The organism is Methylotuvimicrobium sp. KM2 (assembly GCF_038051925.1).
Taxonomy (GTDB): domain Bacteria; phylum Pseudomonadota; class Gammaproteobacteria; order Methylococcales; family Methylomonadaceae; genus Methylotuvimicrobium.
Map to the genome: position 1 here is coordinate 507,510 of NZ_CP150634.1, position 16,745 is coordinate 524,254.

The 16,745-nt window shown below is 51.9% G+C and carries 11 protein-coding genes; 6 read left to right on the forward strand and 5 right to left on the reverse strand.

Annotated elements, in window-relative coordinates; genetic code table 11:
- Positions 1-5: 5 nt before the first annotated feature.
- From WJM45_RS02275 to WJM45_RS02285, 3 genes are all read left to right on the forward strand, one after another.
- On the forward strand, positions 6-950 hold the full coding sequence (locus WJM45_RS02275; RefSeq protein WP_341327383.1) for a diguanylate cyclase: 945 nt from the start codon (positions 6-8) through the stop codon (positions 948-950).
- Positions 951-1,070: 120 nt separating this feature from the next.
- Positions 1,071-2,120: a glyceraldehyde 3-phosphate dehydrogenase NAD-binding domain-containing protein gene (locus tag WJM45_RS02280; protein ID WP_341327384.1), complete on the forward strand. Its 1,050-nt coding sequence runs from the start codon at positions 1,071-1,073 to the stop codon at positions 2,118-2,120.
- A gap of 297 nt (positions 2,121-2,417) precedes the next feature.
- On the forward strand, positions 2,418-2,684 hold the full coding sequence (locus WJM45_RS02285; RefSeq protein ID WP_341327385.1) for a hypothetical protein: 267 nt from the start codon (positions 2,418-2,420) through the stop codon (positions 2,682-2,684).
- 87 nt (positions 2,685-2,771) lie between these two features.
- Here the strand turns inward: WJM45_RS02285 and WJM45_RS02290 are convergent, their stop codons facing one another.
- Positions 2,772-3,626, reverse strand: coding sequence for a dihydrofolate reductase family protein (locus tag WJM45_RS02290; RefSeq protein ID WP_341327386.1), 855 nt, complete (start codon positions 3,624-3,626; stop codon positions 2,772-2,774).
- Between the two features lie 205 nt (positions 3,627-3,831).
- Here WJM45_RS02290 and WJM45_RS02295 point away from each other — a divergent pair, with 205 nt between their 5' ends.
- The 3 genes from WJM45_RS02295 to WJM45_RS02305 all read left to right on the forward strand — a co-directional run bounded on the left by WJM45_RS02295 (position 3,832) and on the right by WJM45_RS02305 (position 7,809).
- Positions 3,832-4,173 (forward strand): DUF2956 domain-containing protein, encoded by a 342-nt coding sequence (locus tag WJM45_RS02295; RefSeq protein WP_341327387.1) that lies wholly within the window; start codon positions 3,832-3,834, stop codon positions 4,171-4,173.
- An 819-nt stretch (positions 4,174-4,992) separates the two neighbouring features.
- Positions 4,993-5,952, forward strand: a complete 960-nt coding sequence (locus tag WJM45_RS02300) for a multicopper oxidase domain-containing protein (RefSeq protein ID WP_341327388.1) — start codon at positions 4,993-4,995, stop codon at positions 5,950-5,952.
- Positions 5,953-5,988: 36 nt separating this feature from the next.
- A complete protein-coding gene (locus WJM45_RS02305) occupies positions 5,989-7,809 on the forward strand; it encodes a hypothetical protein (RefSeq protein ID WP_341327389.1) in 1,821 nt (606 codons plus the stop codon).
- 455 nt (positions 7,810-8,264) lie between these two features.
- On the opposite strand, the gene WJM45_RS02310 is transcribed toward WJM45_RS02305, so the two are convergent.
- The 4 genes from WJM45_RS02310 to WJM45_RS02325 form a co-directional block, all read right to left on the reverse strand.
- Positions 8,265-10,568 carry an acyl-CoA dehydrogenase gene (locus WJM45_RS02310; protein WP_341327390.1) on the reverse strand — a complete coding sequence of 768 codons (2,304 nt, stop codon included), beginning with the start codon at positions 10,566-10,568 and terminating at the stop codon, positions 8,265-8,267.
- 227 nt (positions 10,569-10,795) lie between these two features.
- Complete coding sequence (locus tag WJM45_RS02315) at positions 10,796-13,111, reverse strand: 3-hydroxyacyl-CoA dehydrogenase NAD-binding domain-containing protein (protein WP_341327391.1); 2,316 nt, start codon at positions 13,109-13,111, stop codon at positions 10,796-10,798.
- Positions 13,108-14,250 (reverse strand): thiolase family protein, encoded by a 1,143-nt coding sequence (locus tag WJM45_RS02320; protein WP_341327392.1) that lies wholly within the window; start codon positions 14,248-14,250, stop codon positions 13,108-13,110. The genes WJM45_RS02315 and WJM45_RS02320 overlap by 4 nt, the downstream gene beginning before the upstream one ends.
- Complete coding sequence (locus tag WJM45_RS02325) at positions 14,247-16,586, reverse strand: alpha/beta fold hydrolase (protein WP_341327393.1); 2,340 nt, start codon at positions 16,584-16,586, stop codon at positions 14,247-14,249. The genes WJM45_RS02320 and WJM45_RS02325 overlap by 4 nt, the downstream gene beginning before the upstream one ends.
- Positions 16,587-16,745 lie beyond the last annotated feature (159 nt).

Sequence of the window (16,745 nt, forward strand, 5' to 3'; positions counted from 1 at the left end):
AAACCATGACCGAGCCCGACGCCATGCAAACGATATTGATCATCGACGATGCCAAGGAAAATATTGTCGTACTTTCAAGGCTATTGAAATCGCAGGCCAATATTATTTTTGCGTTAAGCGGCGAAGAAGGTTTGAAAATAGCAGGCACGAGTTTGCCCGATTTGATTTTGCTGGATATTTCGATGCCAGGGCTCAACGGTTTCGAAGTGTTGGAGCATTTAAGGCAATCTCAAGCCACAGCTGACATTCCGGTTATTTTTATTACCGGTATTCCCGATGCCGAAACCGAGGAAAAAGGTTTGAATCTCGGTGCTGTCGATTACATTACCAAGCCCTTTTCCTCGGCCGTAGTCAAGGCAAGGGTTAGGCATCAATTAAAATTGCAACGATTGACGACGGCATTGAAAGAAGCCAATACCCGCCTGACACAACTAGCGATGAGCGATCCATTAACCGGCGCGTATAATCGGCGTTATTTTCTGGACGCGCTCAAGAAAGAGCTCGAACGCGTGCAAAGATATCGGCATCCCAGTATTTTGATGGTATTCGATATCGATCGATTCAAAAGCATTAACGATAACTATGGGCACGACATCGGCGATAAAGTAATCATAGAAATGGTCAAAGTCAGTACGACGATACTTCGAAAAAACGATACTTTCAGCCGTTTCGGCGGGGAGGAGTTTACGATTTTGTTGCCGGAAACGCCATTGGCCGAAGCCTCGCAAATCGCGAACCGCTTATGCATGCAAATTGCCCGGACAACAATCGAATCCGGCAATCAAGCTCTTTCGTTTACGGTCAGTTGCGGCGTGACTCAATTGCGCTATGACGATCAGTCTCCGGATTCGATAATAAAAAGAGCCGATGTCGCCCTCTATCAAGCCAAACAAAGCGGTCGCAACCAAGTGGTCATTGCCGATGATACAGAGCCTTCGGTATCGAATTGATCGTCTAATGTAATGAAAGAATGGATATGGCTAATTGGAGCGCTGCCTAACGCCTTTTGGGCTATATGTTTATAATCCCAGACCGGTAGACATCATCATAATAATAACAAAGGGGGTAAGATGAGTTTACGAGTTGGTATTGTCGGTCTCGGTCGTATAGGTCGAGGCATGCTGCGTGCAAATTACGCCGAACTGGCCTCCGGGCGTTTCGATATCCAAGTCATGTGCGACGTGATGTCGGTGGATCAGGTTGCTTACCTATTATCGCACGATAGTACTTACGGCAATCCTCCCTTTAGTTTAGACTGCGACGGTAATAACTTGATCGTCTCCGGTAAGACGATACATTACCAACGAGTCGATAGACGCCGTGCTTCGCCGGATGAAGACAGCTTCGGCCATCTGCGTAAGTACGAGCTCGATGTATTGTTCGATGCGACCGGTACCGCCACAATTGAAGATTTGCGATCGATCATCAAACATAAAGTCGCCAAAAAAGTCGTTTGTACCACTAATATACCCGGTTGCGATTTGAGCATGGTATACGGCGTCAACGACAATCAATACGACCCGGAGCGTCATCATGTCATTTCGGCGAGTACTTGTACCGGCAATGCGTTAGTGCCGTTGTTTTCGATTCTGGAAAAACATATAGGCATCGATTACGCGAGAATCATCACCATTCATCCCGCCCTATCCGATCAGCGCGTACTCGACGGTTATCATGCGACTTCTCATCTCGGCAGGTCCAGTGCGGTGTCGATTTTGCCGACCAAGACCAATGTCGCTCATTCGGCTGCGTTGGTGTTGCCTTCTCTTCAGGGTAAGCTCGATTCGCTTTCCTACCGAATTCCCACCGCAATCGTTTCGGTTATCGATCTGACCGCCAATTTATCGAGAGATACGTCGCGCGAAGAGTGCATGGAGTTGTTCGAACATCATGCACGGACCGATATGAAGGGGATAATTCATTGTGACTACGGAGCCTGGGGTCATGAAAAAGCCAGTATCGATTATCTAGGGCTACCGTATTCGGCTGTCGTGGTAATGAACCATTTGACGCTTAGTAGCGGCCGGCACTTGGGGCTTTCGTTGATGCACGATAATGAATTGGCCTATTGTTCGCGCGTGATTGACGTATTAGGCGTGTTGAACCGTGGCGGTCTTTGATATACCCCATCGCAGATCAAAATTCGGCGCCAGGGTGTCCGTCAAAGGACGCCGTGAATACATCCCTGTAGGCTATGCCAGCTCCATGCTGGCCCCTCACCTAGCGTTAGGTGAGGGGCCGAGCACCCTGGCGCCTCCTCAGGCACTGCCGAAATTTGAAGTGCGAAAGGTATAGATCACGACCGAAGAAAGCCATGACTTGAAGCGATAAGATTGGATTGATCTTAAGAGTCGGGGTATAGTCCAATCTTGATCGACTGATGTAATTGATTAACCGAGTAATTTAAAGAGGTTATTATGGGTTTACTACAAGAGTTAAATAAATTTGCCGAGGGTTTGGAGCAATTAAGGGACGAGGTCAAAATTCAACTCCATTTGGCAAGCTTGGAATCCAAGCAGGAATGGGAGCGGGCCGAAAAGCAAAGAGATCATTTTTTAGCCGAGCTGAACAAAATTAGCAAGGAAACCAGCGGGAGTAAGGAAGGATTGATCGAAAAAGCGGAAATAATCGGCGAAGAATTGAAATCTACTTACCAGCGTATTAAAGATAGATTATCCGAGTGATCAATCATAGCCAATGAGCTCTTGAGTTGAGACGCCGGATCGTTGCTTGGCGCGCACTCCGGCGACGGAATTCGGCTAGCAACAAATTTACTTTCCTGAGACATAAGAATAGGGCAGACTGAATTGGGCAAAAAACTGACCTGCGCCGGCGGGAGAGTCCAATTCCAGGAATAGCGATTCGAGTTTTAGATTTCCTACTTGTCCTAATGCGGAACCGGTCAGTAAGGTACGAAAATCATTGCCACCCATCAATTGATGGGTGAGCGTCAGATACAGTCGCGATAATTGTTTGTCCCGAACTACGGTATCAAGCATTTTCGGGCCGGCTATCAAATAAATGCTTTTGAGCCCAAGGCTTGCCAATATATTGAGTAAAGGTGCGCCTTCGACCATCCTGTCAGTGCCGGCAGATAAAACCGGAAATCCTTGTGCTTGCCAAAAGCGAATTCGTTCCGGCGACGCATTCTTTCCGGTGGCGATATAGACCGTTTGTTTTGTTTCCAGCAAACTGCTATGGATGGGGAAGTTCAAGCTGGCGCTAGCAATAACGATTGCAGGCTGCTCGGGTAAACCGTTGATGCGCCGCCATTCGAGCAAATCTTTGTCCGTGACCTGCAAAATATTGCCTAATCGTTTTTCGCCCAATGCGCGCATGTAGCCCCCATGTGTTATCAGGCAGTCGGCTTGTGCATGCAACTCCATGAATAAACTGAAATCGGAAGCCGTCGTTAAATGCTTGGGTATAAAAGAAAGGCCTTTATCAATGTCCTCTAGTGCGATACGCCCGTCTAAGCTGGAAAGAAAGTTAGCATAGACGAAAGGCAACCCCGGACTTCCTAATTCATGGACTCTATGCGTCATATACAAGCCATTAATAGGCTCTTCCAGGGATGGGGCGGGATAAAGACGTAAGAGTTTTTTTGTGGAGTCGGTTCGAGTCATGATTTACCGTAAGGCTTAATAGCAATTAAGGATTTGGTCATATACTTTTCTCACGTCAAATTTCGGCGCTTCAAGATCTTCTCCCTCCGGGAGAGGGTTGGGATGAGGGGGTAAAAAAACGAAATTTGATGCGCGAACACTATAACTTATTATTCCTCATGACCTTCATGGTGAAATGCTTTTTCTAAGATAAAAAATACAGAACATGGCCAAAAACATTAAGCAAAAGCCGTCTCCGGAAACTCAAGCGGAGGCGCTGAAAATCGCCAAGTCAACGCAACGTCCCGCTCAAACCAAAGAACAAACGAAGTTGATTGCGCAAGGAATCGAAAAAGGCATCGATCTTTACAAGAAGCAGCAAAAGCAAAAGGCGAGAGAGTTGAATCGGAAGCTCAAGAAAGTTTCCGGTCAACAATCGGATTCTGCCGAGTCTGAAAATCAGACTATTGTTGAGCGGGTCGTTTACCGGCAACACTGGTTGCCTTGGTTATTATTGGTTCTGAGCTGGTTGGGGTGGGGATTTTATTTTTTTATTTTCCAACAGTAGGCGAGCACTCTTGCCAAATTGTTAATGCCTGTTTTTCAAGCTGCCACGGTCCTCCGCTTGTCATAATACGCAAATCCCACGCCTATTATTCTAAATTCGACAAGCACTCCACGCAAATCACGAAATACACGAAAGTAACCCTGCGGTTACATACTCCCATCTGATCGTAAAAGCGTCTCATTGTCGCCGAACACGAGTTACCGACCCCTCACAAAGCTCATAGCTACAGGGCTTTATTTATACCCTTCGCACTTCAAATTTCGGCAGTGCCTTAGAAGGCACCGGGGTGCTCGGCCCCTCACCTAACGCTAGGTGAGGGGCCAGCATGGAGCTGGCATAGAGCCTACAGGGATGTATTCACGGCGTCCTTTGACGGGCACCCCGGTGCCGAATTTTGATCTCCGATAGGTATATTACGAAATCCTTAGAAACAAGCACTGCCAAAAAGTTTGTCGCCTTACTGCTGCGTATGCGAAACGCATAAAAGTATCGAATCGATAGATAACTTTAACAATATATATATTGTTAAAGTTATATTATTGTGCCATAGTGACCCTGCCTTGCGACTTTCATAAATCGAATATCCGGTTAATAGCCACTTTTTCACTCGATTGCCGGATGCTTCGGTTAATGGAAATCGCAGGCTTCGATATCGGGGATTTCGGAAAGCGAACGTTTGCTTTCCGATTGTGATATCGACCAAGGTGCCGAAGACTGAAAATTAATAAGCGCTAATGCTTAGGCTAAGCGGCTTGTTTCTTATTTATTATGCAAAACAACAAGTCTTCGGTAACGTTTTAACTCAATGAGGCAATCGATATGTATAAAACACTAGCAGTCTCTATGTTTGCCGGGTTGATGGCATTTTCCATGCTGGCTGGAGCCGAGACAGGGTCTGTTCATTCGATCACACTGAAAGCGGTGGCTCTGGACTCCGGTCAATTAGCCTATCAAATGGTCAAGCACAAGATTAAAAGCCCTTCCGGTAAAGTCGAAGACATCACGCAAAGGTACAGCCCGGAGGCATCGATACCGGGGCCGGCTATCGTCATGACCGAAGGCGATAAAGCAGAAGTCACCTTGGAGCACGGCATCAAAGGTTCCAACGATCCGGTCAGTATTCATGTTCATGGCGTACATTACAAAATCGACAGTGACGGAACCATGAAAATACTAAATCACGTCAACGACCAAGCCGCTTTTCCCGGTAAACCTTACACCTATAAATGGACTGCTGCAGTCGGCACGGCGGGTACTTGGCCTTATCACGATCATACTTTCGGCAATCCTAAGTTAGGCGCCGAGGATAAAGGTTTATACGGAACGCTGATTATCAATCCGAAAAGCGGCAAGGTGCCGGCTTTGATCGACGGCAAAGTCCAAAACGTGGCTATAAAGGACATTAAGCGGGATTTTATTTTATGGATGCATGAAACCACGTTCTGGGGCATGGAAGTCAATAATATCGCGAACCGTCAAGTACCGCTTTGGACTAACCCCACGCTAGGCGCGCGTGAGAACGAACTGGTTCGTTTCCACGTCATCGGTATCGGCACCGCGTTTCATACTTTTCATTTACATGCTCATCGCTGGATTCAACCGGGCACGACACATATCGTCGATACCTTCAATATCGGACCGATTCAACGAGAGTCGTTCGTAGTCAAAGCCGGCGAAGGCGTCGGGCCGGGTATGTGGCATTACCACTGTCATGTGTTGCAACACATGCAAAGCGGCATGATGGGCGGATTCAAAGTCTTCGAATCGGCCAAAAATTAATCCTAAAACAAATATAAAAATTGGAAGGTGAATATCATGAAGAGCTACAAGAAAACTTATTTAGCAACAATGATTGCCGGAATTATGTTGAGCTGGAATGCACAGGCGGCTAAAGCCGACTTGGATGACGCTATCCTAAGTACGCCGGGGTTGATGCCTTCGGCAACCTTGGAAATGACCGACGAGCCCGGTTTGTGGTTTAAAGATCCGGTCGACGGTGATGCCTTGGTGGTGTTAAAACCGGGGCAAGCGGTACAAATAAAAATGGGCGACACCCGAACCGAACACACCATAACCAGCTTGCTTTGGCCGGCGGGTGCGAAGGATTTTCCGATCGACCAAGACCAACCGTCTAACGTGAGTATTACTGAAGCTTTGGACACACCAGGGCTTTATGTCTTTACCTGTAAAGTTCATCCGTATATGTTCGGTGCCGTCGTGGTCGACGATCCGGCAACCGAAGGTCTCGATATCGGTTCCGAACTGGCTTTGGTGACCGGCATAAAAGTCCCGGCCGATAGCGATATCGCCAAGCGTTTACTGCGTACCTTTTTCGTGGTTACCACGCCGGACTTATGGCGCGATTATCGGGAGCCGGAATGGAAAGTGAGTCTTCCGGATATTCCATTGAATATCAAAGGCCAAACCATCAGTCTCAGCGCATTGAGTTTGTCCATGCCGAATAAGTTGTTCAATCCCAAAACGCCCGGTGTCGGCGAGGTTTGGGTGAATACCCAATTCGAAATGATCGAAGGAAAAACCAAACCCGGTTCGGCAACCCGTATCGACGCGGCTAACTGGAAATTAGTCAACAAAGTCAAGGGCGTCGAGCAAGATCTAAATCACCCGCATAATATGTGGTCCGATAAGCGCTATCAATATATTTATCAGACGCAATGGTTCGATAAAAGACTGATGACCTTCGAGCGCGAAAGCGGCAAAGTGACCAGTAACGTCGAAGTCGGTGAATCCCCATCGCATGTCTTGACGCGTCCCGGCGATGATAATCTTTATGTTGCGATCAACAATAGCGAGCATGTCGTTAAAATGAAAGGCGGCAGCCGTCCTGCGGCAATCAAAAGTATCAACACCGGAAAAAATAGCGGACCTCACGGGCATTTCATTACCGATGACGGTAAATACATGGTAACCCCGAATGCCTTGGCAAGTAGCGTGTCGGTCGTCGATCTCGACACCGAAAAAAACACCATGATTCCGACCGGAGGCGTCATTCCGATAGCTGTGTGGGGAAAGCCTGACGGTCAACGCGCCTATGCCGCCAATCTGTTGGGCACGCCGCCGCTGTTAAGCAGTTTGACGGTTATCGATATTCCGGGCAAGAAGAAATTGTCCGACATCGATCTCGCCGCCGATTACGACCCGATTTCCGGAAAAATCAGCGGCGAGGCATACGGCTTATTGCCGATACAAACGCCGGTGAGCCCGGACGGTAAGTATGTGGTGACCGCGAATACCTTGAGTATGAGCATCACGATTGTCGATACCGCAACGAATAAAGTCGTTAAAAGCTTGCCTTGCGAGGCGGGTTGTCATGGCGTTCATTTCGGCATGAAAAAAGGCGGCGGTTACTATGCTTATGTCGCCAGCAAATTCGCGAACAACCTGATAGTTGTGGATATGGACAAGCTCGAATTGGCCGGTAGTATTTTGTTGGCCGATGCTAAAGATAGCAGCATAACAGCCCATAACGGCATGGGCGGGCAGGGCGTGCTGCCGTTGCCGTTGGTTGAACACGGCTATTTGGCGCAAACCCTGAAAATAAGCGGAAAAAAAGAGTTGAGTCCGCAAGTGGAGGGCTGGTTAAAGCAATTAACCAAGGAACAAAAAGGGATTTGATATGCTCATTGCAGATTAAAATTCGGCACCGGTGTGTCGTCAAAGGTCGCCGTGAATCTCGATTTTGCATAACGCCATGGATGGCATGAAGTTACCTGATTAGCAAGTTTCTTCAGCTAAAGCCCAAAGATCAGCATATCCTTAGCAGGGCGGGGGTCGCAAGCCATGCGCGTCAAGCTAAAAACGGCCAACCCACATCACGCTCTTTCCCAAGCTCCAGCTTGGGAAAGACACACCGGAAGCTCCAGCTTCCTGAGACCGACACAACCTCCGCGCATTCTCAATCACCCCCGACTCGCTCGCTCTTTCTTGATTATCGGGAAGCTAGAGCTTCCTGAACAGGTTACCCAAGCTGGAGCTTGGGTAACAGCATATTTTAGTTTTTGCGACTACGACTAACCCCAGCTCGGACACTTGGCTTCGGCAAGCTGAAGCATCTTGCTAATCAGGTGAAGTTAAGTACCGCCGGTCAATTGTTCCGGCGCGAAATCGTCGACCGCGATCGCTTTCATTTTGGCTTGCTCGGCTTTTTCGAGCAATGCGAATTCGTCCTTGTCGATCAATTCCGAAGCCAATGTCTGCTCTAGTACGGATGAAGGCATTCCTTTGGGTAACGCCCCTTGTTTTTGCGCGGCGCGGATTTTTGCCTCGGCCGGTGTGGCTTCGAGTACTGCCTTGAAGGCCGTCTCGATGCGGCCGGTAGGATCGTCTGCATCGGTATTGATATAAATGCCGTCGGTCAAACGCTCGCGCGCCGGGTTGTCGGTCAATAGCAATTTTGCGAGAGGACCGGTCAAACTATCGCTCGGTGGCGCGCAGGGTTTGCCGAGCGGAAACAACAAAGCACGCAGCAAGCCGGGCGAAAGTTTTGACGGCAACAGTCGAAGTGCCTCCAATAACGATTGTTGGGCGCGATACAGGCTGTCTTGGCAGGCCCAATGCAACAGCGGCAGGTCGTCCGAGGGCGCGTCTTGATTCTCGAAATGTTTGAGTGCGCAGGAACACAAGTACAAGTGGCTCAGTACGTCGGCCAACCGGCCGGAAATGCGTTCCTTACGTTTGAGTCGGCCGCCCAGCGTCAGCAGCGCGACATCGGCTGCCAGCGCAAAGCCTGTGCTAAGCCGTGTCAATTGCCGGTAATAACGCTTCGTTTCGCGGTCGCCGGGCGCGGAGATCATCCGCGAGCCGCCAAAGCCGAACCAGAGTCCTCTTATCGCATTGTTCAGAAAAAAACGGAGATGTCGCCATAATATCGAGTCGAATTCGCGCAAGGCTTTGGCCGCATCTGTTTGGTTCAGTGCCTGCATTTCTTGTTGTACGAAAGGGTGGCAGCGGACCGAACCTTGGCCGAAAATCATCATCGTGCGGGTCAGAATGTTCGCGCCTTCGACCGTGATACCGACCGGGACGACTTGATACAAACGGCCGATTGCGTTGGAAGGCCCCAGACAAATGCCCGAACCGCCTTGAATATCCATGCCGTCGTTGACGATCCGCCGCATGCCTTCGGTGAGTTGATATTTCAAAATCGCCGATATTACCGCCGGTTTCTCGCCGGCATCGAGCGCCGCGCAGGTAACTTGCCGCGCGGCGTCCATTAAATAGGTGTTGCCGGCCATGCGCGCCAGCACCTCTTCGATGCCTTCGAACGCGCCGATCGGCAGATTGAACTGGTGCCTGATCCGCGCATAGGCGCCGGTATTACGGCAGATGACTTTGGCCGCACCGACGCTCAGCGCCGGCAGCGAAATCGCGCGGCCGGTGGCGAGACTCTGCATCAACATTTTCCAACCTTGACCGGCCTGTGCCGCGCCGCCGATGATCCAATCGAGCGGAATGAAGACGTCCTTGCCCCAGTTAGGGCCGTTCTGGAAGGCCGAATCGAGCGGAAAATGGCGGCGGCCGATCGAAACGCCCGGCGTATCGGTCGGAATCAGCGCGACGGTAATGCCGATGTCTTCTGTTTCGCCCAACAGTCGGTCGGGATCGTAAAGCTTGAATGCCAGTCCGAGCACCGTGGCGACCGGGCCTAGCGTAATATAACGCTTCTCCCAATTGAGCCGTATGCCCAAAACTCGTTCATTCCCTTCGAACGCGCCATAACAGACGATGCCGGTATCGGGCATTGCGCCGGCATCGCTGCCGGCCAGCGGGCCGGTTAGCGCGAATGCCGGTATTTCGAGGCCGTCGGCCAAACGCGGTAGATAATGATTCTTTTGCTGTTCGGTGCCGTAGGCCAGCAATAATTTGGCCGGCCCCAATGAATTCGGGACCATGACCGTGACCGCGGCGGTCGTGCTGCGGCTGGCGAGTTTCATGACGATTTGCGAATGCGCGAAATCGGAAAACGCCAGTCCGCCGTAACGCTTCGGTATGATGATGCCGCAAAATTTATGTTGTTTGATATAGTCCCAGACTTCCGTCGGTAAGTCGCGGCGCTTGAAGGTGATGTCCCAGTCGTCGAGCATCGCGCACAGGGTTTCCACCGGTCCGTCGATAAAGGCGCGCTCCTCGTCGCTGAGGCGCGCCGCGGGCAGCGCCGCGAGTTTGGTCCAGTCCGGACGGCCCGTGAACAGCTCGGCGTCCCACCAAGTATTGCCTGCTTCGAGCGCCTCGCGTTCGGTTTGCGACATCGGCGGCAGGTTACGGCGCATGACCTTGAACAGCGGTCGGGTCAGCAAACTGCGGCGGATAGGAGTAAAGACAACGATCCCGGCTAGGATAAGCCCGCTCGATACCTCGATAATGAATTCAGTCATGGCTTAATTCCTGTTACTGAGAAAGTTTGTAGATTCGGACTCCTTATCTAATTTTTCGATAGATAATTCGAGCGCGTAGCCCGTATGAAGCGTAAGCGGAATACGGGGATTGTGTGGCCTCGAACGCCCCGGATTGCGCTTGCGCTACATCCGGGCTACGTGATTAAACTTTCATTTGCCGGGGCGAGGCCGGGCCTTCATGAACGATACGTTGCACGATTGCCCCGTCAGTTTCTCAACGGCTTGCCGGTTTTCAGCATGTGTTCGAGCCTTGCTACAGTGCCGGGTTGTTTGACCAGGTGCAAAAAGGCTTGCCGCTCCAGATTCAACATGTCTTGTTCGCTGATCGGATCGAGACTGTCGGTGTCGCCGCCGCTCAATACGAAAGCCAGTTGGCCGGCGATTTCCCGGTCGTAAGCGGTCGCCTTGCCCGAGAGCGATAAGTTGCGCACGGCAATCTCAAGCGCCGCGCGGGACGAGGCGCCCGGTAAATAATAAACATAAGGTTCCGGCGGCCGATAATCGACGGTCATCGTCAGGACGCGCGCCTTTGCGTCGGCCAGCAGACGGTCTTTGTTCATCGTGATGCCGTCGTGTTCGGATAAATAGAGTAATTCCTTTGCCAACAAGGCCGATTTGGACATCTTGGCGAGCGCGATGCTCTCGAAGGCTTGCGAAATCGCCGGCATCGGTCCGCCCGGGCGGTTAGGCAAACTAAGCCATCGGCGCAATAACTCCTTACAGCCGCCCCAGCCCGGCACCAAACCGACTCCGGTTTCGACGAGGCCGGTATACAGTTCGGCATGGGCTTGCACCGCATCGCAATGCAGCAGAATTTCGCAACCGCCGCCCAGCGCTAAACCGGATGGTGCGCCGACGACCGGGAAAGGCGCGTATTTCAAGGCCTGATAAGTTTGTTGTCCGAGTTCGACGATTTGGGCAACGGCATCCCAATCTTGCCGCATCAATGCCGGGGCCAGCAGAGTTAGATTGGCCCCGGCCGAAAAATGCTCGGCTTCGTTATGAATGACCATGCCTTCGAAATTGTCACGGACGACGCCGATACTTTGCTGGATCAGGCTCAGGCTGTCCGGGTCCAAGGTATTCATTTTGCTATGGAATTCTAAGCAAACGATGCCGTCGCCGATGTCCCACAGACTGGCCGATGCATTTTCGAGCAAAGGACCGGTGCGCCGTTTGATATCGCCGAGCGACAACATGCCTTCGGGACGGTGGATCGGCCGATAGCGGCGGTCTTCGTCCTTACATTCCAGGACGCCTTGCTTGTCGGTGCGATACAGGCTTTGCCGGTCCGCGAACAGATAGGGAATAGCTTGGTGTTTCTCTTGAAGCCGCTCGACGAACCAATCGGTGCCGAGACGATCGAGTAGTTCGAACGGGCCGTAACGCCAGTTGTAGCCGAGGCGCATCGCGGTATCGATCGCAAGCGGATCGTCGGCGATTTCCGGAATCAAGCTAGCCGCATAGCTTAGCGTGTCCGACCAGACTCGCCAGGCATAGCGATTGAGCGCTTCGCCGCCGGATAAAAATTTTTTTAAATCTTCGGGTCTGTGACTGACGCCGTCGATGCGGTATTTTTCACTGACACGATAGTCGCCGGTTTGGAGATCGACCGCTTCCTTGATTTTGGCGTCGGCATCGGGCTTGAGACGATAAAAGCCGCCGAGGCCCTTACGTCCTGTGTAGCCTTTCTCGATCATGCGGCGCAGCAACGGCGGCACGGCGCCTATTGCCCGCAAGCGGTCCTGGGCCGGCAGGCTTTGCTTGAAGCCGCTCAAAACATGCGGCATCAAGTCCAGGCCGACCAGGTCCAGCAAGCCGAACACGCCGGTTTTCGGAATGCCGAACAGCGCCATCGCGGCATCGCATTGTTCGACGGTCAAGTTATTCGCGATCGCTTCGAGTAATGCCGTTTGTATCCAAAAAGTGCCGATCCTATTCGCGATGAAGCCCGGCGTATCCTTGCAAGTGACGCAGCCTTTACCGAGGCGCAGGTCTGCGAACGTGGCGACCGCATCGAACAAATCGGGTGCGATGTCGGGCGGCGCGACCAGTTCGAGTAGGCGCATGTAGCGCGGCGGGTTGAAAAAGTGCGTGATCATGAAGCGCCGCTTAAAGCTTTCGGATTGTTGCAAGGTCAGCACCTGCAACGACAGTGTCGAGGTGTTCGACGATATCAGCGCATCGGATCGGCAAACCGCTTCCAGCTGTCGATAAAGGTTACGTTTGATGTCCGGATCTTCGAGCACGGCTTCGACGATCCAATCGGCCTCGGCCAGACAGGCTAAATCGTCCTCGACATTACCGGGCGAGATCAGCCGAACGTTGTTCGGGTGCATTAGCGGCGAGGGTTCGGCGGCAAGCATTTTGGCGATCGCTTGCTCGGCAATTTGATTACGGTTCGTTGCGTTATCCGGGACGATGTCCAATAAGGAGACCGGAATGCCGGCATTGGCGATATGCGCGGCGATGCCGGCGCCCATCACGCCGGCGCCGACGACCGCGGCTTTTTCGATATTCATGATGCGGCCTCCAGAATGGTTGCAATGCCTTGGCCGCCGCCGATGCACTGTGTGGCCAGCGCATAACGCTTACGCTCGCGGTGCAGTAGGCTGGCCGCCTTGCCGGTGATGCGCGCGCCGGTCGCGCCGAGAGGATGGCCTAGCGCGATCGCGCCGCCGTCGAGATTGAGTTTTTCGGTAGGAATAGGCAATTCCTGTAATACGGCCAGGGCTTGCGCTGCGAAGGCTTCGTTCAATTCGACCAGGTCGATGTCTTCCAGCCTTAAACCTGCTCTTTGTAAGGCTTTGTGCGTTGCCGAGACCGGGCCGATACCCATGATTTCGGGCTGGCAGGCGGATACCGCGAACGATTTGATGCGGGCCAATTTCGGCAGTTCGTGCGCATCGGCATAGACCTCGCTGCATACCAATACCGCCGCGGCGCCGTCGGTCAGCGGCGACGACGTCGCGGCCGTGACGCTGCCGTTTTGCAGAAATGCCGGTTTGAGCTCGGCTAGGCCTTCCGCAGTCGAATCGGGGCGCGGACAGCCGTCTTGATCGATGCGATCGCCTCGGTGCGTTAGAATCGGCACGATCTCATCGGCAAAGTCGCCGTTTAGTCGTGCGTGCTGCGTTTTGCGTTGGCTGGCCAACGCGAAATTTTCTTGGTCCCGGCGGGCTATGGAATAGCGGCGCGCCAGGTTTTCGGCTGTCTCGCCCATGCTCATGTAGGCTTCCGGGTGATCTTTATACAGCTCCGGATGCGGCAAGGTATTGAATCCGCCCATCGGCACGCGGCTCATCGATTCGACGCCGGCGCAAACGAATACCTCGCCGGCGTTCATTTGAATCGCGCCGGCCGCGATATGAATCGCTTGCATCGACGAGCCGCAGAAACGGTTGACGGTCATGCCCGCGATCGATATCGGTAGTTCCGCCAGCTGCACGACGAGGCGCGCGATATTGAGGCCTTGCTCGCCTTCCGGAAAGGCGCAGCCGAGAATCAAGTCTTCGATAGCGTTCGGGTCGACGCCGCACTTGTCGATCAGCGCCTTGACCACTTGCGCGGCCAGGTCGTCGGGTCTGACGTGGGCTAACTCGCCTTTGCCCGCCGGCGTGAACGGCGATCTGGCATATCCTGCGATGACTACATTATTCATGATGCTGCCTCCTCTTCGGTAATGGCTTGCGGCATGGGGTGTTCGGTGTCTTCTGTTTGTTGCAGCGAGCTTAAAAAATCGTCGATCATAGACCAAGTCTCGCCGATGTTTTCCATCAGAATGCCGTGCCGTTCGGCATCGATCGAATGTAAATATTTTCTTGTCGCGCCTAATCTAGCGAATACGGTTTCGGCGCTTTCCGGCGCGACGATCGGGTCTCGGTTGGCATAAAGTAGTAACGTCGGCGTTTCGATACCTGGCAGTAATTCGTCAAGATGCTGAATCAGTCGGCGTAATTCGAACAATGCCCGGATCGGCGTATTACAGTAATTGATGTCGGGATGTTCCGGCGTGTTGTCGATGAACGGTTTAACGCCCTCGAAAGAAGACAGCCAGCGTACCAGGCTGTTGGTGTTGTGCAGTAAAGACACCAGCATGAATGACGGATTCATGAATTTGACCGGCACCGAAACTGCAACAACACCTGCGACTTCCGGACGGTTTTCCGCTGCAAGCTTGAGCGCCAAGGCGCCGCCTGTTGAAAATCCGATCAAGACGATTTTTCCGCAATGCGCTTTGAGAATCGTGAAGCCTTTGCGCACGCTGTCGAACCATTGCTCATAGCTCAAATCTCTCAAGGCGTTGGGCGAAGTGCCGTGGCCCTTCAAGCGAACCCCAAGCACCGTGAAGCCTTGGTTCGTCAGCTTACGGCCGTAATCGCGCAGTTCCGCGGGACTGGCCAATAGGCCGTGTATCAAAAGAATGCCTGTGCCGTTGGTTCGGGCCGGTTTCATCAAGAATGGAGACGGGTCGGCTATGGCGCTTTCGTGTTGTTTGATCGCGCCGTTTTGCAGCGTGCTGTAAGTCTGCTGTTCGTAGGCCAGAGCTATCAGTTCGTCGTCGAAATGCCAAGCCGCCAGTTGTTCGGGATCGATCTTTGAGTAAGCTCGGTCGGCTGCCGAAAGCGTATCGCGCACGATGCTGAGCGGCGCCGCTTCGTTATGGTAGACCGCGATCGGATTTTCCAGACGAATTTGGTCGAAGTCGTGATCCTCGCACAATTTCGGCAAGAAATGGTAGCATTCGTCTTGTTCGGCAATCAGTCGCGCCTCCTTGGCGACGCAGATGAAGTGATCGAAGCGGTCGTTCATGCAATGGATAAGATCGCTGTAATCGTCCGGATTCAACAGGCTTCTATGTAAATGAATGTCGGGATTCTTTTGCAAATTTTTTATCGCGATATACAACACGGTATAAAATCGGCATTTTTCGATATGCTTGAGTCCTGCGCCGATTTTGCTCATGATCAGTGTCGAGGCCAGATGGCTGAGGTTTATCGTCACGTTGGCATAGATCGCTTTCATGTATTGATTGCGCGAACAGCTTGCATTTTTGACGAATAGATAGCCGAGCAGTCGTTCTTTCCAATTTCTCGGCGCGCTTGTTAAATTAAACGCATCGTCCGGCTCGCGTATGTCCGGCGCCGTCTTGTCCATGACCCAATGCGTGCGCCAATCCCAGACGCAACAAGGATTGACCGGCTCTCCCATGCGGATGTCCATGTCGGTATCCTTGAGCAAGATATTGCCTTCGATCAAGAGCTCTTCTGTTTGCCGAAGACTCATCGTGTCCGAAAACAATTCGACGCTTTTAAACAATAAATTTTCGGAGTTGCGAATCGGATAAAATGTGATGTTGGCAGGGACGATCAAGGTCGGTTTTAGCGAGGTCGCCATCAATTGGTCCAAACTGTCGAGTTCGAGCAAGGATTGCCAATGTAGCAAGCGCTCTTTGTCTTTCGTTTTGAAGGCATGGCGAATCGCCGATTTCAACGCTTCTACCCCTTGGCCTAACACGGCAGGCCCCGTATGATGCTTACGCCGAAGTCCGGTCATGCGCGAATAAATACTGTATTCGCCTTTTTTGTCGATGACTCGCCGGTCCTTGACCATGCCGCCTTCGGGGAAAATAATGACTTTACGCCCGCGCAGGATTTGGCAGGCCAAGATAGCGAACAAACGGGGGTGATCGTGCGGAAATACGCCGACATGCTTCAAATAATTCGATAGCACATTGTCTTCCTTGAAGAATTCGCCCGACGCGATCGAGCAGCTGTAAGCGCCGGTTTGTTCGAAAAATAGAAATTGAGGAATGAAGGTTTCGAAGCGGGAAAAATGGTTGAACAGAAAAATATCGCCTTGCAATACTTGGTTGTCGGCGAACAGCTCGAATTTGACGCTCAATAAGTTTTTGACCGCTCTGAACAACTTGACCGAGCGAATATAGAGCGCGGTATCGATGTCGTACCAGTTTTCGGGATAATCGACAGACTTCATGGTGCTATGACTCCCTGGCGTCTTTCGAGGGGCGCCGTTTGAGGTCTCGCATAAAACCGACCGAATCGAGCGAGTCGAATAATAGCGGATATTATTCAAAGACTTTTTACTTTTGCATCGGTTCCCTAAGATTGAACGTATACTTTTCGCACTTCACAT

Coding starts and splice junctions, on each gene's coding strand:
- WJM45_RS02295 (WP_341327387.1), top strand. CDS start 3,832: ATGGCCAAAAACATTAAGCAAAAGCCGTCTCCGGAAACTCAAGCGGAG.
- WJM45_RS02325 (WP_341327393.1), bottom strand. CDS start 16,586: ATGAAGTCTGTCGATTATCCCGAAAACTGGTACGACATCGATACCGCG.
- WJM45_RS02290 (WP_341327386.1), bottom strand. CDS start 3,626: ATGACTCGAACCGACTCCACAAAAAAACTCTTACGTCTTTATCCCGCC.
- WJM45_RS02320 (WP_341327392.1), bottom strand. CDS start 14,250: ATGAATAATGTAGTCATCGCAGGATATGCCAGATCGCCGTTCACGCCG.
- WJM45_RS02285 (WP_341327385.1), top strand. CDS start 2,418: ATGGGTTTACTACAAGAGTTAAATAAATTTGCCGAGGGTTTGGAGCAA.
- WJM45_RS02315 (WP_341327391.1), bottom strand. CDS start 13,111: ATGAATATCGAAAAAGCCGCGGTCGTCGGCGCCGGCGTGATGGGCGCC.
- WJM45_RS02305 (WP_341327389.1), top strand. CDS start 5,989: ATGAAGAGCTACAAGAAAACTTATTTAGCAACAATGATTGCCGGAATT.
- WJM45_RS02275 (WP_341327383.1), top strand. CDS start 6: ATGACCGAGCCCGACGCCATGCAAACGATATTGATCATCGACGATGCC.
- WJM45_RS02300 (WP_341327388.1), top strand. CDS start 4,993: ATGTATAAAACACTAGCAGTCTCTATGTTTGCCGGGTTGATGGCATTT.
- WJM45_RS02280 (WP_341327384.1), top strand. CDS start 1,071: ATGAGTTTACGAGTTGGTATTGTCGGTCTCGGTCGTATAGGTCGAGGC.
- WJM45_RS02310 (WP_341327390.1), bottom strand. CDS start 10,568: ATGACTGAATTCATTATCGAGGTATCGAGCGGGCTTATCCTAGCCGGG.